Here is a 24,187-nt window from a genome sequence, read left to right on the forward strand (position 1 = left end):
ATGCCCGCCTGCCCGCTTTCAATACCGGCCGACCACCCCGCTTTCGCGGGCCACTTTCCGGGCCACCCGATCGTGCCGGGCGTGGTGCTGCTGGACCACGCGCAAGCCGCCATCGAGCTGACCACCGGGCAGACGCTGGGCGGGCTGGCCCAGGCCAAATTCCTGCGCGTCGTGACGCCCGGCGAGGCGCTCGAACTGCGCTTCGAGCCCGGCGCCGGCTGCGTGAAGTTCAGCGTGCACGCCGGCGACCACGCCGTGGCCACGGGCCGCTTCGATCTCGTCCGCGCCCAGCCGTGAGCTCCACCGCATCCTCATCGCCCGCCTGGCTGCAGCGCAAGGAGCGCGGCAGCATGAAGCTGCTGTGGGTCATGACCCGCCTGTCGCTGCTCGCCGGGCGGCGCGCCACCAGGCCCATCGTCCACCTGATCGCGCTGTATTTCGTGCTCGCGGCCCCGGCTGCGCGGCGGGCCTCGCGCGACTACCTCACCCGCTGCCTCGGCCAGCCGGCACGCTGGCTCGACCTGTATCGCCACGTGCTGACCTTTGCCAGCACCATCCACGACCGCATCTACCTGCTCAACGACCGCTTCGATCTGTTCGACGTGCAACGCCACGGCGACCTGCCACCGCTCGATGCCTCGCCCGACACCACCACCGGAGCGTTCCTGTTCGGCGGCCACCTGGGCAGTTTCGAGGTGCTGCGCACCTTCGCCCGCCGCGACGCGCAAGGCCTGGTGGCCGTGGCCATGTACCCCGAGAACGCGCGCCAGATCAACCAGGCGCTGGCGGCGATCAACCCCCGCGCCGTGCACGACATCATCGCGCTCGGGCAGCTCGATTCGATCCTGAACATCCATGAGCGGATCGAGCGCGGCGCGATGGTCGGCATCCTGGCCGATCGCGGCATGCAGGCCGAGCGCATGGTGTCGCTGCCCTTTCTGGGCCAGATGGCGAGCTTTCCGAGCGGGCCGTTCAAGCTCGCCGTGGCCATGCGCAAGCCGGTGTATTTCATGGCCGGCGTCTACCGCGGCAGCGGGCGCTACGAGTTGCATTTCGAGCGACTCAGCGACGGCGCGCACCCGGGGCGCGACCGCGAACAGGCCGTGCGGGCCTTGATGCAAAAATACGCCCGCGCCCTCGAAGCCCAATGCCGGCAGGCGCCCTACAACTGGTTCAATTTCTACGATTTCTGGGAGCCCGCGCCACATGATCCTGTCTGACATCGCCGCCTGGCGGCGTGCCGGCATCGCGCTGTGGCTCGCCGCGCTCTCGCAAGTCTCGTGGGCCGAAGCCTGGGGGCTGCCCGAGCTCATGCAGAGCCTGGCCCAGACCAAGTCGGCCAAGGCCCGCTTCACCGAAAAGAAATTCATCGGCTTCATCGACCAGCCCGTCGAGGCATCGGGCGAACTCGCCTTCGTGGCGCCCGACCACCTTGAAAAGCGCACGCTGCAGCCGCAGACCGAGGTGCTCGTGCTCGACGGCGAGCGCCTGACCGTCGAACAAGCCGGCAAGCGTCGCCTCACGGTCGACCTGCGCCGCCAGCCCGACGCGGCCGCGTTCGTCGAGAGCATCCGCGCCACGCTGGCCGGCGACCAGCGCGCGCTCGAGCAGTACTACGCGCTCGATCTGCAAGGCTCGGTCAACGCATGGCGGCTCACGCTCACGCCGCGCCAGGACGGCATGCGCAAGATCATCACCCGCGTCCGCATGGAGGGCCGGCAGGCCACGGTATCGATGATCGCGTTCGACCAGGCCGACGGCGACCGCTCCGAGATGCGTATCACGCGCGTCGCCGAGCCATGAGCCGGCGCACCGGGTTGACCGTGGCGGCGTGGCTGCTGTCGCTGCTCGCCTGCGCCCTGGTGATCGCGCGCACACCGGTGGTCGCCGACCTCTCGGCCTTCATGCCCAAGATGCCCACCGCCCGCCAGCAGCTGCTGATGGACCAGTTTCGCGACGGCATCATCGCGCGCCTCATCATGGTCGGCATCGAGGGCGCCGATCCGGCCGAGCGGGCCCGGCTGTCGCTCGCGCTCGGGCAGACGCTGCGGCGCGATCCCGCATTCCTGTCGGTGCAGAACGGCGACGCCGCCACCGACGACAAGGACCGCGCCTACTTCTTCGAGCACCGCTACCTGCTGAGCCCCGGCGTGCAGGCGCAGCGCTTCAGCGCGGACGGCCTGCACGCGGCCATCCAGGCGTCGCTGAACAACCTCGGCGGCAGCGCCGGCATGCTGCTCAAGCGCCTGTTCCTGCGCGACCCCACCGGCGAAACGCTGAGCCTGATCGAGCAGTTCAACGGCGACAGCCAGCCCCCCGCCTCCAACGGCGCCTGGACCTCGCGAGACGGCCAACGCGCCCTGCTGCTGCTGCAAACGCGCGCCGCGGGCTCCGACACCGACGCGCAGGCCCGCGCCATCGCGCGCATCCACGACGCGTTCAACGCCATCCCGCAACGCGCCAGCGGCACCCGGCTCGTGATGAGCGGCACCGGCGTGTTCTCGGTGTCGTCGCGCGCCACCATCGAGCGCGAGGTCGCCGTGCTGGCCTCCGCGAGCACCGTGCTGGTGGTGACCATGCTGCTGCTCGTCTACCGCTCGATCGGCCTGCTGCTGCTGGGCCTGGTGCCGGTGGTGTCGGCGGCGGCGGTCGGCGTGGCCGCGGTCGGCCTGATCTTCGGTCAGGTGCACGGGCTCACGCTGGCGTTCGGCACCACGCTGGTCGGCGAGGCGGTCGACTACGCCATCTACCTGTTCCTGCAGCGCGCCACGGGGCAGCCGCCCGACCGCTTCTGGCGCACGATCCGGCTCGGCGTGCTCACGTCGCTGGCCGGCTTTCTGGCGCTCACCACCTCGGGCTTTCCGGGTCTGGCGCAACTGGGCGTCTACGCCGTGTTCGGCCTGGTGGCGGCCGCGCTCGTCACCCGCTTCGGCCTGCCGGGCATGATGCCCGCCCACTTGCCGCTGCGCGACCTCAGCGCCCTCAGCGCCCGGCTCGACCGAGCCTTTGCCGCCGTGCGCCGCCAGCGCGGCGCGCTGCTCGGCGCCACGCTGGCGGCTGTGGCCGTGGTGGCCTGGCCCGGGCACACGATCTGGAGCCGGCAACTCACCGCGCTCAACCCGGTGCCCAAGGCCGCGCAAGACCTGGACGTCTCGCTGCGCAACGACCTCGGCGCGCCCGACATGCGCTTCATCGCCAGCCTCGCCGCCCCCGACGAGCAGGCCGCCCTCGAAGCCGCCGAACGCGCGAGCGTGGTGCTGCGGCAAGCCGTGCAAGCGGGCGAGCTGGCGGGGTTCAAGTCGCCCACGATGGTGCTGCCCAGCCTGGCCACGCAACGCCAGCGCCAAGCCGCCCTGCCCGAGCCCGACGAAGCCCGCCGCCGGCTCGACCAGGCCATGGCGGGCCTGCCGGTGCGCGCCGAACGGCTGCAGCCGTTCATCGACGACCTGGCCGCGGCGCGGCGCGGCGCCTTGCTGACCCGACGCGACCTGGCGGGCAGCTCGGCCGCCATGCTGGTCGACTCGCTGCTGGTGCAACGCGCGCACGACGTGCTGGTGCTGCTGCCGCTGCAAGCGTCCGATCACGGGCCGCACCCCGCCGAGATCGACACCGAGGCGCTGTCCCGGCGCCTGCGCGCGGCCGGCCTGCCGCAAGCCACGGTGATCGACATCCTCGCCGAGACCAGCGGCATCTTCAGCAACTACCTGAATGAGACGCTGACGATGTCGATGGCCGGCAGCCTGGTCATCGTCGTGCTGCTGCTCGCGAGCCTGCGCTCGTGGCGGCGCACCCTGCGCGTCGTGCTGCCGCTGGCATGCACCGTGTGCTGCGTCGCGGCCACGCTGGTGGCGCTGGGGCACCCGCTCACCATCCTGCATCTGGTGGGCCTGCTGCTGGTGGTGGCGGTGGGCTCGAACTACGCCCTGTTCTTCGACGGCAGCCTCGACGCGCTCACCGATGTCGAACGCCACCAGACCCACGCCTCGCTGCTGCTGGCCAACCTCGCCACCGTCGGCACCTACGGGCTGCTGGGGCTGTCGAGCATCCCGGTGCTGTCGGCGCTGGGCTCCACCGTGGCGCTGGGCACCTTCCTGGCGCTGATCCTGTCGGCGGCGCTAGCGGGCACGCCGGGCAAGGCCCGGGCATGAGCGGGCCACGCCGCTGGCGCCCCACGCCCTTGCTCGCCCTGAGCCTGGCCGTGCACGCGCTCACCCTGCCGGCCGTGGCGTGGCACCCCGCCTGGTGGCCCGGCGCGCTGACCATCGTGCTGCTCGACCACCTGTTGCTGATGGTGGTGGGCCTGTGGCCGCGCAGCACCGGGCTCGGCCCGAACCTCGTGCGCCTGCCCGCCGCGGCCGTGGCGCGCCACGAGGTGGCCATCACGATCGACGATGGTCCGCACCCCGACGTCACCCCGGCGGTGCTGGCCGTGCTGGCGGCCAAAGGCGTGCATGCCACCTTCTTCTGCATCGGCCAGCAGGCGCAGGCGCACCCCGACGTGTGCCGCGCCATCGTGTCGGCCGGGCACGATCTGCAAAACCACGGCCAGCGCCACCCCACGCTGGCCGCGCTGATGGGGCCCGTCGGCTGGCGACGCGAAATCGAAGACGGGGCCCGCACGCTGGCCGCGATCACCGGGCGCCGCCCCACCTTCTACCGCGCGGTGGCCGGGCTGCGCAACCCGTTCCTCGACCCCGTGCTGCACCAGCTCGGCCTGCGCCTGGCGAGCTGGACGCGACGCGGCTTCGACACCCGCACCGGCGCCCCCGACACGGTGCTGAAACGGCTGCTGCGCAACGCGGCGGCGGGCGACGTGCTCTTGCTGCACGACGGCCACGCGGCCCGCGCACCTGACGGCCGACCGGTGATCGTGGCCGTGCTGCCGCGCCTGATCGACGAACTCCACGCCCGGGGCCTGCGCCCCGTCACCCTGTCTCACGCATGCGCGCCGAACTGAAACGCCAACTGCTCGCCGAAGCCACCGCGCCCTACCGCGCCACCGGCTTCATCGACCTCCAATGGGCACGCGGCAAGCTGCGCTACGACCCGATCTTCGCGACCATCCTCGACCGCGGATTGATCCCCGACGACGCCCAGGTGATGGACATCGGCTGCGGCCGAGGCCTGCTGGCGGCCTGGGTGCTCGCGGCCGAGCAGCTGGCGGCGAGCAACCGGTGGTCGGCCCCCGTGCCGCCACCGCTGCGCACCCGCTTTGCCGGCGTCGAGCTGATGGCCCGCGAGGCCGACTGCGGCAACCGCGCGCTGCAGGCCCGTTTCGGCAGCCGGGTGCAGCTGTCGGGGGGCGACATGCGCGAGGCGTCGCTGCCTCCAGCCCAGGTGGTGGCGATGCTCGACGTGTTACACTACGTGCCCTTTGCAGACCAAGATCGGCTGCTCGATCGCATCCGCGCATCGCTTGAAAGCGGTGGGGTTTTCATCACACGAGTGGGTGATGCACATGCAGGGCAGCGATTCCGCTACAGCCAAGTCGTCGATCGCTGCATCTCGTTCATCCAGGGGCACCGGCTCGCTCGCATGTGGTGCCGCCCCCTGGCCCAGTGGGTCGAGGCCCTGGAAGCCCGGGGCTTCATCGTGCAAGCCACGCCCATGACCGAAGGCCCGCCGCTTGCCAATGTGATGCTGGTTGCGCGAGTGCCATGACACCTGGTGCCATGACCCACCCTGACGCCTTCGATCAGGCGCCGAGCCTGTCCTCGCTGCCGCCGCTGCGCTTGCGCGCCATGACTCTCACCAGCGCCCTCGGCGCCGGCCTGGCCCCGACGCTGCAAGCCTTGCGCACCCGCCGCAGCGGGGTGCAGCGCCGCCACTGGGAAACCGTCACCGATCTCGACACCTGCATCGGCGAAGTCGATGGCATCGACGCCGTTGAACTGCCCGCCGAGCTGGCGCACTTCGACTGCCGCAACAACCGCCTGGCCGAACTGGCGCTGCGGCAAGACGGCTTCGACGCAGCCGTGCGCGACGTGATCGCCCGCGTCGGCGCCGACCGCGTGGGGGTGTTCGTGGGCACCAGCACCTCGGGCATCCACACCTCCGAGCAGGCCTACCGGCACCGCGACCCCGCAACCGGCGCGCTGCCCACCTCGCTCGACTACCGCCACACGCACAACAGCTATTCGCTGGCCGACTACGTGCGCCACCGCTTCGGCCTGAGCGGCACGGCCTGCGTGATCTCGACCGCCTGCTCGTCGAGCGCCAAGGTGTTCGGCATGGCGCAGCGCATGGTGGCCTGCGGCCTGGTGGACGCCGCCATCGTCGGTGGGGTCGACTCCTTGTGCCTGACCACGCTGTATGGCTTTCAATCGCTGCAGCTGCTGTCGCCCCAGCCCTGCATGCCCTTCGACGTGAACCGGCAGGGCATCAACATCGGCGAGGCGGGCGCGTTCGCCTTGCTCGAACCCGCCCCGCAAGCGCAGGCGGGCGACATCCTGCTCACCGGCGTGGGCGAGTCGAGCGATGCCCATCACATGTCGGCGCCGCACCCGCAAGGCCTGGGCGCGCGGCTGGCCATGCAGGCCGCGCTGAACATGGCGGGCCTGCAACCGGCCGACATCGGCTACATCGCCTTGCACGGCACCTCGACACCCAGCAACGACGCGGCCGAGTCGCAGGCGGTTGAGGCACTCTTCGGCCAGCACGTGCCCTGCAGCTCGATCAAGGGCCACACCGGACACACGCTGGGCGCGGCGGGCGCCATCAACGCGGTGGTGGCCGCGCTGGCCTTGCGGCACGACCTGGCCCCGGCCGGCGCCGGCACCCGCGAGGTCGACCCGGCCCTGCCCTGCCACTACCTGATCGAAACCCTCGACCGCCCGTTGCGCCACGTGCTGAGCAACGCCTTCGGCTTCGGTGGCAACAACTGCAGCCTCGTGCTGTCGAAACAGGGGGCCGCATGAGCGCCGTGCGCGTGCACATCGAGGGCGTGGGCCTGTACGGGCCCGGCCTGCAGGGCTGGGACGACGCCGCGCCCCGGCTACGCGGCGAGCAGCCCTTCGAGCTCGCCGCCCTCGCGCTGCCCGCACCCGAAGCCTTGCCGCCTGCCGAACGCCGCCGCGTGGGCCTGGCGCTCAAGCTCGCCTTGGCCACCGGCTTCGACGCCGTGCGCCATGCCCAGCGCGACCCGGCCAGCCTGCCCACGGTGTTCTCGTCAACCGGCAGCGACTGCGACAACTGCCACCAGATCCTCACCACGCTGGCCAGCGACGACCGCGCGGTGTCGCCCACCCGGTTTCACAACTCGGTGCACAACATGCCCGCCGGCTACTGGAGCATCGCCACGGGCTGCATGGCCGCGTCCACCAGCTTGTGCGCCTTTGACGCCACCTTCGCCGCCGGCCTGATCGAGGCGGCCACGCAGGCGCGCTGCGCGCGGCGAGCGACCTTGCTGGTGGCGTTCGACACGTCCTACCCCGAGCCGCTGTATGCCCTGCGCCCGATTGCCCATGCGCTCGGCGTGGGCCTCGTGATCACGCCCGAGCGCACCGAGCGCACGCTCGCCACGCTCGACCTGCGCTGGAGCCGCGCCCCCGCCACGCCGCTCGACGACGCGGCCCTCGAAGCGCTGCGGGTCGGCGTGCCGGCGGTGCGCAGCCTGCCGCTGCTGCAGGCGCTGGCACGGCGCGAAGCCCGCCAGCTGGTGATCGACCACCTGGGTGATCTGCAACTCGCGGTGGCCGTGCAGCCATGATCCACGACCGCAACTGGATCGCCGCGCGCATTCCGCACCAGGGCTCGATGTGCCTGCTCGACGGCGTGCTGGCCTGCGATGCCGACCACATCGTCTGCACCGCCACCAGCCACCGCGATCCGGCCAACCCCTTGCGGCGCGCCGGCACCCTCGGAATCACCAACGGCATCGAATACGCGGCGCAGGCCATGGCCGCGCACGGCGCCTCGCTCCACCCCAACGCGCCGGGGCGCAGCGGCTACCTCACCAGCGCGCGCGACGTGGCCTGGCAGGTGCCGCATCTGCACGACATCGCCGGGCCGCTCACCGTGCGGGCGCAGCGGCAATCGGGCGACGACAACACCGTGCTCTACGCCTTCAGCCTGCACGCCGGCGAGCGGGTCCTGATGACCGGACGCACAACCGTCATCCTCAACGCCGACAATCACGCCTTCTGATTTCAGCAGTAAGCCCATGTCTGCCCGACGCGCACTCATCACCGGCGGCAGCGGCGCCATCGGTGCCGCCATCAGCCGCCAGCTTGCCCAAGATGGCTTTCACGTCATCATCCACGCCAACCAGGGCCTGGCCAAGGCCCGGGCGCTGGCCGACGCGCTGACCGCCGAGGGCTGGCTCGCGCAAGCCGTGCAGTTCGACGTGACCGATGCCGACGCCACCGCCGCCGCGCTGGCCGCCCTGCTTGAAACCGGCCCGATCCAGGTGCTCGTGAACAACGCCGGCGTGCATGACGACGCGGTCTTCCCGGGCATGTCGGCCGAGCAATGGCACCGCGTGATCGACGTCTCGCTCAACGGCTTCTTTCATGTCACCCAGCCCGTGACGATGCCGATGGTGCGCGCGCGCTGGGGCCGCATCATCACGGTCTCGTCCGTGGCGGGGCTGGTGGGCAACCGCGGGCAAGTGAACTACGCCGCCGCCAAGGGCGCGCTGCATGCCGCCACCAAGAGTCTGTCGCTCGAACTGTGCAGCCGCGGCATCACCGTCAACGCCGTCGCGCCGGGCGTGATCGCGTCCGACATGAGCGTCGAGGCCTTCGACGCCGACACCATCGCCCGCCTGGTGCCCATGAAGCGCGCCGGGCAGCCCGCCGAAGTGGCCGCCCTGGTGGCGTTTCTGGCCTCCGAAGCGGCCAGCTACATCACGGGTCAGGTGATCTCGGTCAACGGCGGCATGATCTGAGCACGAACGATGCGGCGCCTTGTCTTGCTGCTGGTGTTCTACGGCGTGCTGCTGTGGCTGGGGCTGATGCTGCTGGTGGGCAATGTGCTGTGCCTGCCGCTGGTGCTGGCCCCGCGCGCGTGGCGCCAGCCCTTCTTGCAGCGCATGATCAGCGGCACCTTCCGCTTGTTCCTGAACGGCTGCGCGCTGGGCGGCATCATGCGGCTCGACCTCGGCGCGCTCGACGCGCTGTCGGGCGAACGCGGCCTGGTGATGGTGGCCAACCACCCGAGCATGATCGACGTCTTTCTGGTGGTGTCGCGCTTGCGCGGGGCGGTCTGCCTGATGAAGTCCAGCCTGAGCAACAACGTTTTTCTGGCGGCGGGCGCCCACCTCGCGGGCTACATCCCCAACCGGCAACCCGAGTTGCTGGTGCGCGAGGCCGCCGACGCGGTGGCGCGAGGGCAGGCGCTGGTGATCTTCCCCGAGGGCACGCGCACCGTCACCCCGCCGCTCAACGAGCTCAAGTCGGGCGCGGCCCTGATCGCGCAGCGTGCTCACGCCCCGCTGCAGGTGATCGTGCTTGAAACCAACTCGCGCTATCTGTGCAAGGGCTGGCCGATCTGGCGTCCGCCTGAGTTCCCGATGGTCTACCGCGCTCGCCTGAGCACCCGCCTCCCGCCCGGCGGATCGGTGCAACGCACGATGCAGGATTTGCAACAGGTGTGGCTGAGCGAATTGCCCGACGGCCCCTACGCGCTTCGCCACCCGCACGATTCATGACGCCTTCGACGACCCACCTCGTACTCATCCCCAGCTACAACCCCGGCACCCAGGTTTACGAGACCGTGCGTGCCGCCCGCGCGCGCTGGGCGCCCGTGTGGGTGGTGGTTGACGGCAGCACCGACGGCACCGCCGAGGGCCTGCAAGCCCTGGCCGAGCAGGATGCGCAACTGCGCGTGATCGTCCAGACGCCCAATCAGGGCAAGGGCGCGGCCGTGCTGCTCGGCATCACCGAGGCCCGGCGTGCCGGCTTCACGCACGCGCTGTGCATGGACTCCGACGGCCAGCACCCGGCTGACTTGATCGAGCGCTTCATGACCACCTCGCGGGCCCGCCCCGACGCCATGGTGCTGGGCGTGCCGGTGTTCGATGCCTCGGCGCCCGCGCTGCGCGTCAAGGGTCGCAAGATCTCGAACTGGTGGGCCAACCTCGAAACGCTGTGGGTGGGCATTGGCGACTCGCTCTACGGTTTTCGCGTCTACCCCATCGAGCCGCTGCGCGCCATCATGCGCCGCCAGCGCTGGATGCGCCGCTTCGACTTCGACCCCGAGGCCGTCGTGCGCCTCGCCTGGGCCGGCGTGCGACCGGTGAACGTGCCCGCCCCGGTGAAGTATCTGAGTCAGGCCGAGGGGGGCGTGTCGCACTTCAACTACTTCCGCGACAACCGCCTGCTCACCTGGATGCACGTTCGCCTGATGGTGGGCTTCGGGCTGCGTCTGCCCGGCCTGCTGCTGCAACGCCTGACGCGGCGGGGTTAACGCGCCCGGGGCGGCTGATCGCTGCGCTGTGCCTCGGCATCGGGCCCGGCGCCGATCTCGTCACCCAGCGCCCGCTCGGCATAGCGGTTGAAGCGCCAGGCGCTGTCTTCCATGATGATGCGGCGCCACGTGGCGCGCTTCTCGCCGGGCGTCATCTCGGGCCAGAGCTGCACCTCGTCGAAGGTGCGACCGCAGCCCTTGCACACGTCGTCGCCCTGACTGGTCGAGCAGATCGCGATGCAGGGCGTGTCGGGGGTGGATGCATACCAGTCGAGCCACGCCTGCTTGGCCCTCTCGGGCATGGTGGCCTCGTCGCACAGCGATTCGCGGCCATAGACCATCAAGGCGTACACCTCGGCCAGCGCGCGCACCGGCGGGCAGGCGCTGATGCCGTCGGGCGACGGCTGCTGGTTGCGCCACCAGTTGATGGCGGCTTCGATATCGGTGATGTGGATGCCGGCCACGGCGGTGTGGACTGCGCTCAAGCCGGGCTCAAGCCTTGGCGGCCTTCGCGGCGGCGAGCTCGGCTTCGTGCGCCACCAGGGCCATCAACGCCGCTTCGACCTGGGCCGACTCGGCTTCGAGCATCACTGGCGCACCAGCCAAGGCAGCCGCGCCTTCGGTCTTGAAACGCTTCACCCAGTTGCCCGCCTCGCGCCCCTCGGCAAACGCCGCGCTTTGCAGCAGCAGGCTGCCGTCTGCCGCCGTGAGCTTGAAGTAGAACTGCCCATCGGCCTCGCGATATTGCTTGAACAGCGGCGCCTCCGACTTGTGCGCCGCCTTGGCCGACTGCGCCGGCTGCACCGCCACCATCGTGCGCAAGCCCACGGCCTGACGCAGCTCGGCCAGCAGCGGCGTGGCGATGGCGCGGGCCTTGCGGGCGCCCTCTTGCAGCACGGCCTCGATCTGCTCGGGGTGCGCCATCAGCTGGGCGTAGCGCTCGCGCATCGGGCCGACGTGGGCTTCGATCAAGTCCACCACGCGCTGCTTGGCCTCGCCCCAGCCCAGGCCGGCGATCAGGTCGGCGCGGAAGGCCGCGCGCTGCGCCTCATTGGCAAAGGCATCGTGGATGGTGACGAGGTGCGCGCTGTCGGGGTCTTTCGGCTCGCCGGGCAGCTTGGAGTCGGTCACGATGCGGGCGATGGCCTCCTTGAGCGCCTTGGCGCCCCCCTCGAACAGCGGCACGGTGTTGTCGTAGCTCTTGCTCATCTTGCGGCCGTCGAGCCCCGGCAGCGTCGCCACGCTTTCTTCGATCTCGGCATTGGGCAGCACGAACAGCTCGCGGCCCTGGCCGTAGAGGTGGTTGAAGCGCTGCGCCACGTCGCGCGCCATCTCGATGTGCTGCACTTGGTCGCGGCCCACGGGCACGCGGTGGGCGTTGAACAGCAAAATATCGGCCGCCATCAGGATGGGGTAGCAGTAGAGCCCCATCGTCACGCCGGCGTCGGGGTCTTCGCCCGCGGCCACGTTCACGTCCACCGAGGCCTTGTAGGCATGCGCGCGGTTCATCTGGCCCTTGGCGGTGACGCAGGTGAGCAGCCAATTGAGCTCGGTGGTCTCGGGAATGTCGCTCTGGCGGTAGAAGGTGACGCGCTCGGTGTCGAGCCCGGCGGCCAGCCAGGTGGCGGCGATCTCCAGACGCGAGCGAGCGATGCGCGCCGGGTCGTCGCACTTGATGAGCGCGTGGTAGTCGGCCAGGAAGAAAAAGCTCTCGACCCCCGGCTCGCGGCTGGCGGCAATGGCGGGCCGGATGGCGCCGACGTAGTTGCCCAGATGGGGCGTGCCGGTGGTGGTGATGCCGGTGAGGACGCGTTCGGTCATGGTGGGCTCGGAGTCGGACGAAAACGAAGAGGGGCGCTGCTGGATCAAGGGCCCGAATTATCGCCGCCGCTACACTTTGCGCCCCATGAAGAACATCGTCATCCTGATCTCGGGGCGCGGCTCCAACATGGAAGCCATCGTGCGGGCCTGCGCCGCGCAAGGCTGGCCGGCCCGCATTGCCGCCGTGATCAGCAACAAGCCCGATGCCTCGGGCCTGGCCTTTGCCGCCGAGCACGGCATCGCCACGGCCACGGTGGAGCACAAGCAGTTCGCCACCCGCGAGGCGTTCGACGCCGAGCTGGCCCGCGTGATCGACGGCTTCGCGCCCGACGTGGTGGTGCTGGCCGGCTTCATGCGCATCCTCACCGCCGGCTTCGTGCAGCACTACGCGGGGCGGCTCGTCAACATCCACCCGTCGCTGCTGCCGGCCTTCCCGGGTCTGCACACCCACCAGCGCGCCATCGACGCCGGCTGCAAGCTGGCGGGCGCCACGGTGCACTTCGTCACGCCCGAGCTCGACCACGGCCCCATCATCCTGCAAGCCGCCGTGCCGGTGCGCCCCGGCGACAGCGAGGGCGAGCTGGCCGCGCGCGTGCTCAGGCAAGAGCACCAGATCTACCCCCGCGCCGTGCGCTGGCTGGTCGAAGGCACCCTGCATGTGGAGCGCGGCATCGTCACGCAAACCGAGGGCGAAAGCCAATTGGCGTACGCCGCCGATTAAGCTCGCGCGCCGCCATTTGGCCCGGGCTGGGATAATCCGGCCCATGCATCCCAAGGCCCTTCTCGACCTCGCCGCCACGCTGCTGCGCGAGGTGCTCAAGCTCGATACGCCCGCCGACATGGTGGTGTCGAGCTTCTTCCGCAAAAACAAAGCCCTCGGCCCGCGCGAGCGCGCCACGCTGGCTGAAACCGCCTACGCGGTGCTGCGTGAGCGCACCCTGCTGCAAAACCTCGCGCAGAGCGGCTCCGGCCCGCTGGAGCGCCGTCTGGCCATCCTGGCCTGGGGCGGCAACGCCGGTTTCTTGCGCGGCGCACTCAGCGAGGCTGAACAAGCGTGGCTCGACAGCACGCAGGCGATCGACCGCCACTCGCTGCCCGAGGCCCAGCGCCACAACCTGCCCGAGTGGCTGGCACAACCGCTGCAAGCCACCCTGGGCGACGAGTTCTGGGCGCTGGCGGGCAGCCTGAACCAGAGCGCCCCGCTCGACCTGCGCGTCAACACGCTCAAGACCAACCGCGAAGCGGTGCAAGCCGCCTTGCAAGCCGCCGGCATCGAGTCGGCCCCCACGCCCTACTCGCCCTGGGGCCTGCGCCTGGTGGGCAAGCCGGCCGTCAACAAGCTCGACGTGTTCACCCGCGGCGACGTGGAGGTGCAAGACGAGGGCAGCCAGTTGCTGGCCCTGCTGACCGAAGCCAAGCGCGGCGAGATGGTGGTGGACTTTTGCGCCGGCGCGGGCGGCAAGACGCTGGCCCTGGGCGCGATGATGCGCAACACCGGGCGGCTCTACGCCTTCGACGTGTCCGGCCACCGGCTCGACGCCCTCAAGCCGCGCATGGCGCGCAGCGGCCTGTCGAACTACTACCCCACGCAGATCGCCCACGAGCGCGACGACCGCGTCAAGCGCCTGACCGGCAAGATCGACCGCGTGCTGGTCGATGCCCCCTGCTCGGGCCTGGGCACGCTGCGCCGCAACCCCGACCTCAAATGGCGCCAGACGCCCAAGGCCGTCGCCGAGTTGCAAGACAAGCAGACCGCCATCCTCAACAGCGCCGCGCGGCTCGTGAAGTCGGGCGGACGGCTGGTCTACGCCACCTGCAGCCTGTTGCGCGACGAAAACGAAGCCATTGCCGACGCCTTCAGCGCGTCGCACCCTGATTTCGTGCCCCTGCCGGCGCTGGACGTGCTGCAGCACGCCGGCGTGGCCCGCGCCGACGACCTGGTGCAAGGCAACACGCTGCGCCTGTGGCCGCATCGGCATGCCACCGACGGCTTCTTCGCTGCCGTCTGGACGCGCAAATAGGGCTCGATCAAGGGGCCGCCCCGCCCGCTCGGCGCACCACGAAGGCCGCCGGTTCAAGCCGAATTACGCCCTCCACGACTTGATCGAGATCAAGTCGATGCATACTATCGACTGCGTCGCCCAACCGATGGGCAAGCATGCCGAGTGCCGCCCGGCTTCGTCTGCTTCACGCCTCGAAAGGTATTTGAATGTCTGGTCTTTCGCCCTTGTGGCTCCACCTGCACGATGGCCTGGTTTCGTGGTTGGCTCATGGCCTGACCGACGCCGCCTGGTGGCAGATCGTGATCTACACGCTGGTCGCGACGCACATCACCATCGTCACCGTCACCGTCTTCCTGCACCGCAGCCAGGCCCACCGCGCGCTCGACCTGCACCCCGCCGTGATGCATTTCTTTCGCTTCTGGTGCTGGGTCGCCACGGGCATGGTCGTCAAGGAATGGGTGGCCATCCACCGCAAGCACCACGCCAAGTGCGACACGGTCGATGACCCGCACAGCCCGCAGATCTATGGCCTGAAAAAGCTCGTCACGCAAGGCGCCGAGCTGTATCGCGCCGAGGCGAAGAACCTCGACACCATCTCGCGCTACGGCCACGGCACGCCCGACGACTGGGTCGAGCGCAACGTCTACAGCCGCTTCACGTGGCAAGGCGTGGGCCTGATGCTGATCCTCGACCTGCTGCTGTTCGGCGCCATCGGCCTCACCGTGTGGGCCGTGCAGATGGCCTGGATCCCGGTCACCGCCACCGCCATCATCAACGGCGTGGGCCACTACTGGGGCTATCGCAACTTCGAGGCGGCCGACGCCAGCACCAACGTCTTCCCGTGGGGCATCATCATCGGCGGCGAAGAGCTGCACAACAACCACCACACCTACCCGACCTCGGCCAGGCTGTCGGTCAAGCCGTACGAGTTCGACATCGGCTGGGTCTACATCAGCATCATGGCCAAGCTGGGCCTGGCTCAGGTTCGCAAGACCCCGCCGCGCCTGGAGCTGGGCTCGGTCAAGCCGGTGGCCGACGAGCAGACGCTCGAAGCCATCATCAACAACCGCTACGAGCTCATGGCCGGTTACGCCCGCGGACTGAAGACGGCTTGCGCGGCCGAGCTGTCGCGGCTGGCGGCCGAGGGGCAGCAGTCCGCCGCCAAGTGGAAAGAGCTGCGCCTGGCCAAGCGCTGGCTGCATCGTGACGATGACCACATCCCGCAAGAGATGAAGACCCATGTGGCCGCCGCGCGCGCCGCCAGCCCCATGCTCGAGATGCTGGTGGCCATGCGCGAAGAGCTGCGCCAACTCTGGACGCGGCGCAACGTGTCGGCCGAGCAGTTGGTGGCCGACCTGCAAGCATGGTGCAAGCGCGCCGAAGAAAGCGGCATTGCCTCGCTGCAGGAGTTCTCGCGCAAGCTGCGCGCGGCACACGCCTGATCCGGACGGGCGCCCCGCCCTCCCCCTAATCCGTGTGAACCCGCTTGGCGCGCGAAGCCCGTATCCTCGCGGCTGAGCGCGTCGGCGGTCGGCCGGCTTGCGCCCATCAACCCAGCTAGCAGAAAGATTCAATCATGGATGGACACAACCCCTACTCTCCGCCCAGCGCCGCCGTGGGCACGCCCAGCCGCCCCGAGGCAGCCGACAACCTTCGCTTCAACCCCGAAGGCCGCAGCGTGCCAGCCGGTCAAGGCTGGGCCTGGTTCAAGTCCGCCTGGCAGATCTTCAAGGCTCAGCCTTTGATGTTCTGGGTGGCGCTGGTGGTGATGTTCATCGCGATCGCCGTGGTGTCGATGATTCCGCTGGTCAACCTGCTGACGATGGTCGCCACGCCAGCCGTGGTGGCCGGGTTCGGCGTCTGCGCGCGCAGCGTGCAACGAACCGGCCGGTTCGAGCTCGGGCAGGTGTTCGATGGCTTTCGCACCCGGCTGGGCACCCAGCTGCTGGCGGGGCTGCTGTATCTGCTGGCCATGGTGGTGGGCATCGGCGTGATGGCCGTGGCGTTCGGTGCGACGGGCATGTTCTCGATGTTCACCGGCGGCCTGCGCGGCCAGGGCGCCGCGGCAGCCACGATGGGCGCGATGGGCGGCTTGTTCTTCCTGGTGTATTTCGTGGTGATCATGGTCGTTGGCAGCACCATCACCTTCGCGCCCTACATCATTCAGGAAACCCAGCTGTCGGCCCCGCAAGCCATGGCGGCCAGCATGAAGGGCGCGTTCAAGAACGTGCCGGCCTTTCTGGTCGGGCTGCTGGTCTACATCGTGCTGGCCATCGTGGCCAGCATCCCGCTGTTCCTCGGCTGGCTGGTGTTGTTTCCGGTGCTCTTCCTGACGGTGTTCGTGGCCTACAGCGAAATCTATTTCGACTGACGCCCCCTCCGCTGGCCGGGGTTAACGCCCCAGCCAGTTCGCCAGCCAACCCACCAGACGCACGCGCTGCGGCGTGTAGGGCGGGAAGAACATCTTGATGGTGTTCAGCATGCCCGCCTGCAGCACGCCCCGCTCGTGCGAGAAGGCCTTGAAGCCGAAGACGCCGTGGGCGTTGCCGATGCCCGAGTTGTTGACGCCGCCAAAGGGCAGGTTGCCGTGCGCCACGTGCACCATGCAGTGGTTCACGCACACGCCGCCTGAGCTGGTTTCATCGAGCACGCGGCGAATGGCGCCGGGGTGCCGGCTCCACATGTACAACGCCAGCGGCTTGGGCTGCGCGTTGATCTCGGCGATGACCTGACCGATGTCGGTGAAGCCGATCAGCGGCAGCACCGGGCCGAAGATCTCTTCGCTCATGATGGCCGCGTCGGCCGGCACGTTGGTGATCAGCGTCGGCGCGATGTAGTTGCGCGAGGCGTCCACCTGTCCGCCCATCAGCACCTGGGCGCCGCGCGAGACGGCGTCGGACAGCAGCGTGCTGATGCGGTGCGTGTGGCGGGCGTTGATCACGTGCGTGAGGTCGGCGCTGGCCTGCTGCGCCTCGGGCGTGGCGCCATATCGTTGCGCCACCACCTGCCGGCACATGGCCACGAAGGCGTTGCGCACCGACTCGTGCACGTACACGTGATCGGGCGCCACGCAGGTCTGGCCGCAGTTGAGGAACTTGCCCCACATGATCGTCTCGGCCGCCTTGCGCAGGTCGGCCGAGGCGTCGACGATGGTGGGTGACTTGCCGCCCAGCTCCAGCGTGACGCTGGCCAGGCTCTTGGCCGCCGCCGCCATCACCACCTTGCCCACGGCGGGCGAGCCGGTGAAGAAGATGTGATCGAAGGGCTTGGCCAGCAGCTCCTGCGAGGTCTGCAGCGCGCCCTCGAAGATGGCGACGTGCTCGGGCTCGAAGGCCTGCCGGATGATGCGGCACATGACCGCCGCCACCGACGGCGCCAGCTCGGACGGCTTGAGGATGATCGGGTTGCCCGCCGCCAGCGCCGACACCAGCGGCCCGAACAGCAGATAGAGCGGGTAGTTCCAGGGCGCGATGATGAGGCAGCGGCCGCGCGGCTGATATTCGACGCGGGCGCTGTTGCCCAGCGTGAGCATCGTCGCGCGCACCCTCGTGGGTTTCATCCAGCGCTTGAGGTGCGCCATGGTGTGGCGCATTTCGTCGAGCGTCGGGATGATCTCGGTGGCGTCCACCTCGAGGCGGGGCTTGCGAAAATCTTGCGCGAAGGCGTCGTACAAGGCTTCGCGATGCGCCAGCATCGACTCGCGCAGGCGCCGGATGCGGGCGATGCGTTCGCTCGCCGTCGAGCGACGCCACTGCAGCGCCACCACACCTTGCGCCTCGAACACGCGCTGCATCTCGTGCACATCGCTCTCGGCTGGCGCGGCGGGGGCTTGCTGGGCGGTGCCGTCGGGCACCACATGCATCATCGGTCGGCTCATGGCTGGGTCCTTCAAAACGGCTGGAGGTTATTCGACCGCGGCCCACGGCAAGCGGGCCGGTGCGGCAAACAGAGGATGCCGCGTCGCCTCGTCGAGCGTCAATACGGGTGTGACACAGGCATCGGCGGCACCAAACCGCGCGGCCCAGTCAGCCAGCGGCCGGCTGGCGACCAGCGCGTCAACGGCCTCACGCAAAGCATTCGACTCGGGCGAGTTGGGCATGAGCCCACGCTGCCAGTGCTGGGCGGCCCATTGCGGCCGCTCGAACACCTCGCACGCCACACGCCAGAACTTGTGCTCCAGCGCGCCCACGGCCAGCCAGCGATCGTCCTGCGTGCGATACAGGCCGTAGCAGGGCAAGGCGCCGTTGAGCATGTCCTCGCCAACACGCGGCTTGCGGCCCAGCATCGGCTCCAGCAGGGCGCCGGTGGCCTGCGGCATCACCTGGTGGGCGAACAGGCCATGCGCCATGCTCACGTCCAGAAAGCGGCCGCGCCCCGTGCGCTGGGCCTCGAACACCGCCGCCAAGATGGCGATGCAGGCCATCGAGCTGCCGCCGGCCAGGTCGCCCCACTGGATGTTGGACATCGCCACGTCGCCATTGCGGGCGCGCATCTGGTCGAGCGCCCCCGACATGGCCATGAAGTTCAGATCGTGCCCCGCGCGCTGCGCCCACTCGCCGGTCTGGCCGTAGCCGGTGATCGAGCACAGCACGATCCTGGGTTGCACGGCACTGAGCGCGGCGTGGCCCAGGCCCATGGCGTCGAGCACGCCGGGGCGGAAGCTGTCCACCACCACGTCGGCCTCGCGCGCCCATTCGCGCAGCGTGGCGCGGCCGTCTTCGGTCTTGAAATCGACCTTGCGGCAGTCCTTGCCGCGGTTGAGCGCCTCGAACAGCGAGCCCAGCGCGCGCGCCGGGTCGCCCTCCGGCGGCTCGACCTTGACGATCTCGGCGCCCAGGTCGGCCAGCATGCGCGTGGCAAAGGGGCCGGGCAGGTTGCGGGTGAGGTCGAGCACGCGCAGACCTTGAAGCATCGGTATCGCAGTCACTGCCGTCGCCTTCACCGTCACAGGCCAATCTGCTTGGCGATGATCTCGTTCATGATCTCGTGCGTGCCGCCGCCGATCGAGAGGATGCGGCTGTCGCGATAGAGGCGCTCGACCACCGACTCGCGCATGTAGCCCATGCCGCCGAAGATCTGCACCGCCTCGTGCGTCACGTAATCGCAGGCGCTGGTCGCCATGTTCTTGGCCATCGACACCTCGCGGATCGACTCCTTGCCCGCCGCCATGCGCGCCGCGCAGCGGTAGGCGTACTCGCGCGCCACATCCACCCGCGTGGCCATCTCGGCGAGCTTGTGGCGGATCACCTGGTGCTTGGACAGCGGCTTGCCGAAGGTCTCGCGCACCTTCACGTAATCGAGGCACTGCTCGAGCGCGATCTGCGCGGTCATGTAAGCCATGATCGCCAGGCTGAGCCGCTCGGCCTGGAAGTTCATCATGATGGTGAAGAAGCCCGAATTCTCGGGGCCCAGCAGGTTGGCCGCCGGCACGCGGCAGCCTTCAAAGAACAGCTCGGCGGTGTCGCTGGCCCACCAGCCCATCTTCTTGAGATTGCGCCCGACGCTGAAGCCCGGCGTGCCACGCTCGACGAGCAGCAGCGACACACCCATGTAGCCGGGCTCGCCGGTACGCACGGCCACGGTGTAGTAGTCGGCCCGCGTGCCCGAGGTGATGAAGGTCTTGGCGCCGTTGACCACGTAATGATCGCCATCGCGCACGGCACGCGTCTTGAGGTTGGCCACGTCGGAGCCGCCGCTGGGCTCGGTGATGGCCAGCGCCATGATCTTCTCGCCGGCCAGCACGCCGGGGATCACCTTGTTCTTGATGGCCTCGGAGCCCACGCGCCACACGGGCGGCAGACCGATGTCGAGCGAGCCCAGGCTGGCCACGAGGCCGCCGGATGTGCAGCGCATGAATTCTTCGCTGGCGGCCACCTTGAGAAAGACGTCCTTGTCGCCCGCTCCGCCCACCTCTTCAGGGTGGCCGATGCCCAGCAAGCCCAGATCGGCTGCCTGCTTGTACAGCTCGCGCGGGAAGGTGCCGGCCTCTTCCCACTCGGCGACATGCGGCAGCACGGCCTGATCGACGAAGCGCTTGGCCGTCTGGCGCGCCATGTTGTGGGTTTCATTGAAATAGTCGACGTAGCTGGATGCGGGTTGGGTGTTGCTCATGATGTCTCCAGGGTTCTCTGGTTGTCGCCCCTCGCAAAACGAGTCGGCGTTCTGCGGTATCAAAAAAGGGCCGAGACGCCAGGTTCGGCATCTCGGCCCAAAGTGGAATAGCCAATCAAATCAAGCCAGACTCAGGCGTCCTCGAAACGCCCGCCTTCAGCAGCTTGCTTCACCACGATCTCGGCCGGCTCGAAACGGGCGCCGTGGCGCTTGGCCAGCTCGCGCGAACGCTCGACAAACTGCTTCGCGCCCATCGCGTTGATGAACTGCAGCGCGCCGCCTTGATGCGGTGCGAAGCCCCAGCCGAAGATCGAGCCGATGTTGGTGTCGGCCACCGAGCGCACCACCTTTTCTTGGTAGCAGCGCGCGGCCTCGTTGGCCTGGATGAACATCAGGCGATCGACCAGCTCCTGCTGAGCGGGCTGCTGCGCCTGCGTCGGGAAGACGGTGGTCAGCTCGGGCCACAAAGACTTCTCCTTGCCGTTGTAGTCGTACAGCCCCTTGCCGCTCTTCTTGCCGATGCGGCCGTGCTTTTCGGCCACCACGCGCAGCACCGCCTCGCCCGGGTGCATCGGGTAGCTCTTGCCTTCGGCTTCGAGGTCGCGACGCGTCTGGTCCGAGATATGCAGCGACAGGCTCAGCGAGACTTCGTCTTGCAGCGCCAGCGGCGGCATCGGCATGCCGGCCTTGAGGCCCGCCACTTCGATGGAGCGCGGGTGCACGCCTTCGCCCAACATGGCCAGGCCTTCCATCACGTAGGTGGCGAACACGCGCGAGGTGTAGAAGCCGCGGCTGTCGTTGACGACGATGGGCGTCTTGCCGATCTGCAGCACGTAGTCGAAGCCGCGCGCCAGGGTTTCGTCGGACGTCTTCTCGCCCACGATGATCTCGACCAGCGGCATCTTGTCGACCGGCGAGAAGAAGTGCAGGCCGATGAAGTTGGCCGGGCGCGAGCTGGCTGCGGCCAGGCCGGTGATCGGCAGCGTGGACGTGTTGGACGCGAACACCGCGTCAGCGGCGATGACGGCTTCGGTCTTCTTGGTGCACTCGGCCTTGATGCCGCGGTCCTCGAACACCGCCTCGATCACCAGATCGCAGCCCTTGAGGTCGTCGTAGCTGGTGGTCGTCTGGATGCGAGCCAGCAATGCATCGCGCTTTTCAGCGGTGCTGCGTCCGCGCGAGATGGCCTTGTCCAGAATGCCTTGCGAATAGGCCTTGCCCTTGTTGGCGTTGTCGATGCTGGTGTCGAGCAGCACGACGTCGATGCCAGCCTTGGCCGACACGTAGGCAATGCCCGCGCCCATCATGCCGGCACCCAGGATGCCGACTCGTCGGACCTTGCCCTCGGCAAAGCCTTGCGGGCGCGACTGCCCCTTCTTGATGGCGTTGAGCTGATACCACAGCGTGCCGATCATGTTCTTCGACACTTGCGAAGCCACGCAGGCCGCGAAGTAGCGCGACTCGACTTGCGAGCCGGCATCGAAGTCGAGCAGGCAGCCTTCGAACAGGCAGCTCATGATGTGCGTGATGGCCGGGTAGTTGCCGTGCGCCTTGGCGTTGGCCATCGACGGGGCGATCGCCAGCACCTGCACCACGGCCGGGCTCTTGCTGTCGCCACCCGGAATGCGGAAGCCCTTGGTGTCCCACGGCGCGGCGGCCTTCGGGTTGGCTGCGCACCAGGCCTTGGCCTTGGCGATCAGTTCGTCGCGCGTCTCGGCCAGCTCGGCGACGATGCCCATCTCCTTGGCCTTGGCTGCGGTCAGCTCCTTGCCTTGGGTGATGAGCTCGAAGCTCTTCTGGATGCCGATCAGGCGCGGCAGGCGCTGCGTGCCGCCGCCACCGGGCAGCAGGCCCAGCTTGACTTCAGGCAGACCGAGCTTGAGCTTGGGGTCGTTGAGCGCGATGCGTGCGTGGCAAGCCAGCGCGAGTTCGAGCCCGCCGCCGAGTGCCGTGCCATTGAGCGCGGCCACCACCGGCTTGCCGCACTTTTCCATGCGGCGCATCATGGCCTTGAGTTCTTCGCACAGCGTGTAGGCTTCTTCGGCCGAGGTGATTTTCGAGAGCTGATCGATGTCGGCGCCGACGATGAAGGTCGACTTGGCCGAGGTGATCACCAGGCCCTTGATCGACGCATCGGTTTCGAGGCGCTCGACCAGCGCCGCAAAGGGCTGGACCAGCGTGGGGTTGAGCACGTTCATTGCCCGATCGGGCATGTCGAGGGTGGCCAGCGCGATGCCGTTGGCATCGATCTCGATGTTCACGATGTTGTGTTGAGTCATGACGGCACTCCCTATCAGACGCGTTCGATGATGGTGGCGATGCCCATGCCGGCACCGATGCACAGCGAGGCCAATGCGGTGGCCTTGCCGGTGCGCTCCAGTTCGTCGAGCGCCGTGCCCAGGATGATCGCGCCCGTGGCACCCAGGGGGTGACCCATCGCGATGGCGCCGCCGTTGACGTTCACGCGGTCGAGCGACACGCCGAGGTCGCGCGCCGTCTTCATCGGCACGGTGGCGAAGGCTTCGTTGATCTCCCACAGATCGATGTCGGCGGGTGTCATGCCCAACTTGCCCAGCGCCTTTTGGCAAGCCGGCGTGGGGCCGGTGAGCATGATGGTGGGCTCGGAGCCGATCACCGAGGCCATACGCACCTTGGCGCGCGGCTTGAGCCCGGCCTTGATGCCGGCTTCCTTGCTGCCCAGCAGCACCAGCGCGGCGCCATCGACGATGCCCGACGAATTGCCGGCATGGTGCACGTGGTTGATCTTCTCGATGGTGGTGTATTTGTCGAGCGCGGTGGCATCAAAGCCCATCACGCCCATCATCTCGAACGACGGATTCAGCTTGGCGAGCGACTCGACCGACGTGCCCGGGCGAACGGTTTCATCCTTGGCCAGCAGGGTCAGGCCGTTGAGGTCTTTCACCGGCACGACCGATTTGTCGAAGTGGCCCGCGGCCTGCGCGGCGGCGGCGCGGCGGTGCGATTCGGAGGCAAAGGCATCGAGATCAGCACGGCTGTATCCCTCGAGCGTGGCGATCAGATCGGCGCTGATGCCCTGCGGCACGAAGGCGGTGCCGCTGTTGACGCGCGGGTCCATCACCCAGGCGCCGCCGTCGCTGCCCATGGCCCAGCGGCTCATCGACTCGACGCCGCCCGCCACGACCATGCTTTCCATGCCCGACATGATCTTGGCCGCGGCCAGATTCACGGCCTCGAGGCCCGAGGCGCAAAAGCGCGACAGCGTCACGCCCGCCACGGTTTGCGCCCAACCGGCGTCGAGCACCGCCGTGCGCGCGATGTCGGCGCCCTGCTCGCCCACCGGCGTCACGCAGCCCAGCACCACATCGTCGACCAGACTGGTGTCGAGGCGATTGCGTTGCTGCATGGCTTGCAGCAGCGTGCGCAGCAGCCACACCGGCGTGGCCTGGTGCAGGCTGCCGTCTTTCTTGCCCTTGCCGCGCGGCGTACGCACGGCGTCGAAAATGTAGGCTTCGATCATGTGAAGCTCCTCAGAAGATGGTTGGTTTGGATGCGAAGCCGCTGATCACAGGAAACGCGAAGCGAGTTCCTTCATGATCTCGTTGGTGCCGCCGTAGATGCGCTGCACGCGCGAGTCGGCCCACAGGCGAGCGATCGGGTATTCCTTCATGTAGCCGTAGCCGCCAAAGAGCTGCAGGCATTCGTCGATCAGCTTGCACTGGTTGTCGGTGATCCAGTACTTGATGAGCGCGGCGCGATCCACGCCCAGCTTGCCTTGCAGGTGCGACACCATCGCGGCGTCAACCAGCGCGCGCGAGGCCATCAGCAGCGCCTGGCATTCGGCGAGCTTGAAGCGCGTGTTCTGG

Annotated in this window: 24 protein-coding genes; 16 read left to right on the forward strand and 8 right to left on the reverse strand. The window is 68.8% G+C overall.

Features of this window, described 5'->3' with window-relative positions; genetic code table 11:
- The 12 genes from ACE3SS_RS03920 to ACE3SS_RS03975 are packed head-to-tail and all read left to right on the forward strand — an operon-like array spanning nucleotide 1 to nucleotide 10,407.
- Nucleotides 1-297, forward strand: coding sequence for a 3-hydroxyacyl-ACP dehydratase FabZ family protein (locus ACE3SS_RS03920; RefSeq protein WP_374591557.1), 297 nt, complete (start codon nucleotides 1-3; stop codon nucleotides 295-297).
- The gene (locus ACE3SS_RS03925) at nucleotides 294-1,220 is read left to right on the forward strand and encodes an acyl-CoA synthetase (RefSeq protein WP_374591559.1); all 927 of its coding nucleotides are present in this window, start codon (nucleotides 294-296) and stop codon (nucleotides 1,218-1,220) included. Before ACE3SS_RS03920 ends, ACE3SS_RS03925 begins: the two co-directional genes overlap by 4 nt.
- On the forward strand, nucleotides 1,207-1,803 hold the full coding sequence (locus ACE3SS_RS03930) for an outer membrane lipoprotein carrier protein LolA (RefSeq protein ID WP_374591561.1): 597 nt from the start codon (nucleotides 1,207-1,209) through the stop codon (nucleotides 1,801-1,803). Before ACE3SS_RS03925 ends, ACE3SS_RS03930 begins: the two co-directional genes overlap by 14 nt.
- Nucleotides 1,800-4,148 carry an MMPL family transporter gene (locus ACE3SS_RS03935; protein ID WP_374591563.1) on the forward strand — a complete coding sequence of 783 codons (2,349 nt, stop codon included), beginning with the start codon at nucleotides 1,800-1,802 and terminating at the stop codon, nucleotides 4,146-4,148. Before ACE3SS_RS03930 ends, ACE3SS_RS03935 begins: the two co-directional genes overlap by 4 nt.
- Nucleotides 4,145-4,957, forward strand: coding sequence for a polysaccharide deacetylase family protein (locus tag ACE3SS_RS03940; RefSeq protein WP_374591565.1), 813 nt, complete (start codon nucleotides 4,145-4,147; stop codon nucleotides 4,955-4,957). Before ACE3SS_RS03935 ends, ACE3SS_RS03940 begins: the two co-directional genes overlap by 4 nt.
- Nucleotides 4,942-5,661, forward strand: coding sequence for a methyltransferase domain-containing protein (locus tag ACE3SS_RS03945; RefSeq protein WP_374591567.1), 720 nt, complete (start codon nucleotides 4,942-4,944; stop codon nucleotides 5,659-5,661). The genes ACE3SS_RS03940 and ACE3SS_RS03945 overlap by 16 nt, the downstream gene beginning before the upstream one ends.
- 56 nt (nucleotides 5,662-5,717) lie before the next feature.
- Nucleotides 5,718-6,917, forward strand: coding sequence for a beta-ketoacyl-[acyl-carrier-protein] synthase family protein (locus tag ACE3SS_RS03950; protein WP_374591601.1), 1,200 nt, complete (start codon nucleotides 5,718-5,720; stop codon nucleotides 6,915-6,917).
- Nucleotides 6,914-7,708 (forward strand): beta-ketoacyl synthase chain length factor, encoded by a 795-nt coding sequence (locus ACE3SS_RS03955; protein ID WP_374591569.1) that lies wholly within the window; start codon nucleotides 6,914-6,916, stop codon nucleotides 7,706-7,708. The genes ACE3SS_RS03950 and ACE3SS_RS03955 overlap by 4 nt, the downstream gene beginning before the upstream one ends.
- A complete protein-coding gene (locus ACE3SS_RS03960; RefSeq protein WP_374591571.1) occupies nucleotides 7,705-8,145 on the forward strand; it encodes a hydroxymyristoyl-ACP dehydratase in 441 nt (146 codons plus the stop codon). Before ACE3SS_RS03955 ends, ACE3SS_RS03960 begins: the two co-directional genes overlap by 4 nt.
- Nucleotides 8,146-8,161: 16 nt before the next feature.
- A complete protein-coding gene (fabG, locus tag ACE3SS_RS03965; RefSeq protein WP_374591573.1) occupies nucleotides 8,162-8,887 on the forward strand; it encodes a 3-oxoacyl-ACP reductase FabG in 726 nt (241 codons plus the stop codon).
- Between the two features lie 9 nt (nucleotides 8,888-8,896).
- Nucleotides 8,897-9,649 (forward strand): lysophospholipid acyltransferase family protein, encoded by a 753-nt coding sequence (locus tag ACE3SS_RS03970; protein ID WP_374591575.1) that lies wholly within the window; start codon nucleotides 8,897-8,899, stop codon nucleotides 9,647-9,649.
- The gene (locus tag ACE3SS_RS03975) at nucleotides 9,646-10,407 is read left to right on the forward strand and encodes a glycosyltransferase family 2 protein (RefSeq protein WP_374591577.1); all 762 of its coding nucleotides are present in this window, start codon (nucleotides 9,646-9,648) and stop codon (nucleotides 10,405-10,407) included. Before ACE3SS_RS03970 ends, ACE3SS_RS03975 begins: the two co-directional genes overlap by 4 nt.
- Here ACE3SS_RS03975 and ACE3SS_RS03980 read toward each other — a convergent pair.
- Together ACE3SS_RS03980 and ACE3SS_RS03985 are read right to left on the reverse strand one after the other, a co-directional pair.
- Nucleotides 10,404-10,871, reverse strand: a complete 468-nt coding sequence (locus tag ACE3SS_RS03980) for a DUF3717 domain-containing protein (RefSeq protein WP_374591603.1) — start codon at nucleotides 10,869-10,871, stop codon at nucleotides 10,404-10,406. The two genes, ACE3SS_RS03975 and ACE3SS_RS03980, sit on opposite strands and share 4 nt — an antisense overlap.
- A 28-nt stretch (nucleotides 10,872-10,899) precedes the next feature.
- Complete coding sequence (locus tag ACE3SS_RS03985) at nucleotides 10,900-12,228, reverse strand: tryptophan--tRNA ligase (RefSeq protein WP_374591579.1); 1,329 nt, start codon at nucleotides 12,226-12,228, stop codon at nucleotides 10,900-10,902.
- 85 nt (nucleotides 12,229-12,313) lie between these two features.
- Here ACE3SS_RS03985 and purN point away from each other — a divergent pair, with 85 nt between their 5' ends.
- The 4 genes from purN (at nucleotide 12,314) to ACE3SS_RS04005 (ending at nucleotide 16,602) form a co-directional block, all read left to right on the forward strand.
- A complete protein-coding gene (gene purN, locus ACE3SS_RS03990; protein ID WP_374591581.1) occupies nucleotides 12,314-12,949 on the forward strand; it encodes a phosphoribosylglycinamide formyltransferase in 636 nt (211 codons plus the stop codon).
- 43 nt (nucleotides 12,950-12,992) lie between these two features.
- Nucleotides 12,993-14,249, forward strand: coding sequence for an RsmB/NOP family class I SAM-dependent RNA methyltransferase (locus ACE3SS_RS03995; RefSeq protein WP_374591583.1), 1,257 nt, complete (start codon nucleotides 12,993-12,995; stop codon nucleotides 14,247-14,249).
- Between the two features lie 188 nt (nucleotides 14,250-14,437).
- Nucleotides 14,438-15,673 (forward strand): acyl-CoA desaturase, encoded by a 1,236-nt coding sequence (locus tag ACE3SS_RS04000; RefSeq protein ID WP_374591585.1) that lies wholly within the window; start codon nucleotides 14,438-14,440, stop codon nucleotides 15,671-15,673.
- Between the two features lie 134 nt (nucleotides 15,674-15,807).
- Complete coding sequence (locus ACE3SS_RS04005) at nucleotides 15,808-16,602, forward strand: BPSS1780 family membrane protein (protein WP_374591587.1); 795 nt, start codon at nucleotides 15,808-15,810, stop codon at nucleotides 16,600-16,602.
- 21 nt (nucleotides 16,603-16,623) lie between these two features.
- Here ACE3SS_RS04005 and ACE3SS_RS04010 read toward each other — a convergent pair whose 3' ends face one another.
- The 6 genes from ACE3SS_RS04010 to ACE3SS_RS04035 all read right to left on the reverse strand — a co-directional run.
- Entirely contained in the window at nucleotides 16,624-18,108 is a 1,485-nt protein-coding gene (locus ACE3SS_RS04010) for an aldehyde dehydrogenase family protein (RefSeq protein WP_374591589.1), read from the reverse strand.
- Nucleotides 18,109-18,135: 27 nt separating this feature from the next.
- Entirely contained in the window at nucleotides 18,136-19,143 is a 1,008-nt protein-coding gene (locus ACE3SS_RS04015) for a CaiB/BaiF CoA transferase family protein (RefSeq protein ID WP_374591591.1), read from the reverse strand.
- Nucleotides 19,144-19,175: 32 nt separating this feature from the next.
- On the reverse strand, nucleotides 19,176-20,342 hold the full coding sequence (locus ACE3SS_RS04020; protein WP_374591593.1) for an acyl-CoA dehydrogenase family protein: 1,167 nt from the start codon (nucleotides 20,340-20,342) through the stop codon (nucleotides 19,176-19,178).
- Nucleotides 20,343-20,473: 131 nt separating this feature from the next.
- Nucleotides 20,474-22,606, reverse strand: a complete 2,133-nt coding sequence (locus ACE3SS_RS04025; RefSeq protein ID WP_374591605.1) for a 3-hydroxyacyl-CoA dehydrogenase NAD-binding domain-containing protein — start codon at nucleotides 22,604-22,606, stop codon at nucleotides 20,474-20,476.
- A gap of 29 nt (nucleotides 22,607-22,635) precedes the next feature.
- Nucleotides 22,636-23,841, reverse strand: a complete 1,206-nt coding sequence (locus ACE3SS_RS04030; RefSeq protein WP_374591595.1) for an acetyl-CoA C-acetyltransferase — start codon at nucleotides 23,839-23,841, stop codon at nucleotides 22,636-22,638.
- 45 nt (nucleotides 23,842-23,886) lie between these two features.
- A partial coding sequence (locus ACE3SS_RS04035; RefSeq protein WP_374591597.1) for an acyl-CoA dehydrogenase family protein occupies nucleotides 23,887-24,187 on the reverse strand: 301 nt, incomplete at its 5' end.

The organism is Aquabacterium sp., from assembly GCF_041915145.1.
In the GTDB taxonomy this organism is placed as follows: domain Bacteria; phylum Pseudomonadota; class Gammaproteobacteria; order Burkholderiales; family Burkholderiaceae_C; genus Aquabacterium.

Excerpts from the sequence above, each read along its gene's own strand:
- ACE3SS_RS03920 (WP_374591557.1), top strand. The coding sequence starts at position 1 with ATGCCCGCCTGCCCGCTTTCAATACCGGCCGACCACCCCGCTTTCGCG.
- ACE3SS_RS03930 (WP_374591561.1), top strand. The coding sequence starts at position 1,207 with ATGATCCTGTCTGACATCGCCGCCTGGCGGCGTGCCGGCATCGCGCTG.
- ACE3SS_RS03935 (WP_374591563.1), top strand. The coding sequence starts at position 1,800 with ATGAGCCGGCGCACCGGGTTGACCGTGGCGGCGTGGCTGCTGTCGCTG.
- ACE3SS_RS03940 (WP_374591565.1), top strand. The coding sequence starts at position 4,145 with ATGAGCGGGCCACGCCGCTGGCGCCCCACGCCCTTGCTCGCCCTGAGC.
- ACE3SS_RS03945 (WP_374591567.1), top strand. The coding sequence starts at position 4,942 with ATGCGCGCCGAACTGAAACGCCAACTGCTCGCCGAAGCCACCGCGCCC.
- ACE3SS_RS03955 (WP_374591569.1), top strand. The coding sequence starts at position 6,914 with ATGAGCGCCGTGCGCGTGCACATCGAGGGCGTGGGCCTGTACGGGCCC.
- ACE3SS_RS03960 (WP_374591571.1), top strand. The coding sequence starts at position 7,705 with ATGATCCACGACCGCAACTGGATCGCCGCGCGCATTCCGCACCAGGGC.
- fabG (WP_374591573.1), top strand. The coding sequence starts at position 8,162 with ATGTCTGCCCGACGCGCACTCATCACCGGCGGCAGCGGCGCCATCGGT.
- ACE3SS_RS03970 (WP_374591575.1), top strand. The coding sequence starts at position 8,897 with ATGCGGCGCCTTGTCTTGCTGCTGGTGTTCTACGGCGTGCTGCTGTGG.
- ACE3SS_RS03975 (WP_374591577.1), top strand. The coding sequence starts at position 9,646 with ATGACGCCTTCGACGACCCACCTCGTACTCATCCCCAGCTACAACCCC.
- ACE3SS_RS03985 (WP_374591579.1), bottom strand. The coding sequence starts at position 12,228 with ATGACCGAACGCGTCCTCACCGGCATCACCACCACCGGCACGCCCCAT.
- purN (WP_374591581.1), top strand. The coding sequence starts at position 12,314 with ATGAAGAACATCGTCATCCTGATCTCGGGGCGCGGCTCCAACATGGAA.
- ACE3SS_RS03995 (WP_374591583.1), top strand. The coding sequence starts at position 12,993 with ATGCATCCCAAGGCCCTTCTCGACCTCGCCGCCACGCTGCTGCGCGAG.
- ACE3SS_RS04000 (WP_374591585.1), top strand. The coding sequence starts at position 14,438 with ATGTCTGGTCTTTCGCCCTTGTGGCTCCACCTGCACGATGGCCTGGTT.
- ACE3SS_RS04005 (WP_374591587.1), top strand. The coding sequence starts at position 15,808 with ATGGATGGACACAACCCCTACTCTCCGCCCAGCGCCGCCGTGGGCACG.
- ACE3SS_RS04010 (WP_374591589.1), bottom strand. The coding sequence starts at position 18,108 with ATGAGCCGACCGATGATGCATGTGGTGCCCGACGGCACCGCCCAGCAA.
- ACE3SS_RS04015 (WP_374591591.1), bottom strand. The coding sequence starts at position 19,143 with ATGCTTCAAGGTCTGCGCGTGCTCGACCTCACCCGCAACCTGCCCGGC.
- ACE3SS_RS04020 (WP_374591593.1), bottom strand. The coding sequence starts at position 20,342 with ATGAGCAACACCCAACCCGCATCCAGCTACGTCGACTATTTCAATGAA.
- ACE3SS_RS04030 (WP_374591595.1), bottom strand. The coding sequence starts at position 23,841 with ATGATCGAAGCCTACATTTTCGACGCCGTGCGTACGCCGCGCGGCAAG.